The 530-nt window shown below is 46.2% G+C and carries 1 rRNA gene; it reads left to right on the top strand.

What is annotated here, in order from left to right:
- Positions 1–166: 166 nt before the first annotated feature.
- A 16S ribosomal RNA gene (locus HMPREF2917_RS07270) occupies positions 167–530 on the top strand; the annotation flags it as partial.

The following is a 530-nucleotide window of genomic DNA, read 5'->3' as shown; positions in this document are numbered from 1 at the left end:
AGGTCATGATATACTAATATAGTTGTCGCGCGAGAGCGACAAAGACCTTTGAAAACTGAACAAGACGAACCAATGTGCAGGGCGCTATAACTAAGGTTATAGTAACTGAACAATAAAAAAACAATAAATCTGTCAGTGACAGAATGAGTTTAAGACAAACAATTATTTTAATGAGAGTTTGATCCTGGCTCAGGATGAACGCTGGCGGCGTGCCTAATACATGCAAGTAGAACGCTGAAGCTTGGTGCTTGCACCGAGCGGATGAGTTGCGAACGGGTGAGTAACGCGTAGGTAACCTGCCTCTTAGCGGGGGATAACTATTGGAAACGATAGCTAATACCGCATAAAAGTCGATATCGCATGATATTGATTTGAAAGGTGCAATTGCATCACTAAGAGATGGACCTGCGTTGTATTAGCTAGTTGGTGAGGTAACGGCTCACCAAGGCGACGATACATAGCCGACCTGAGAGGGTGATCGGCCACACTGGGACTGAGACACGGCCCAGACTCCTACGGGAGGCAGCAGT

The organism is Streptococcus sp. HMSC061E03, assembly GCF_001813505.1.
GTDB lineage: Bacteria > Bacillota > Bacilli > Lactobacillales > Streptococcaceae > Streptococcus.
Note: the sequence above shows the minus strand (reverse complement) of the source record. Positions and strands in the feature narration are given on the sequence as shown.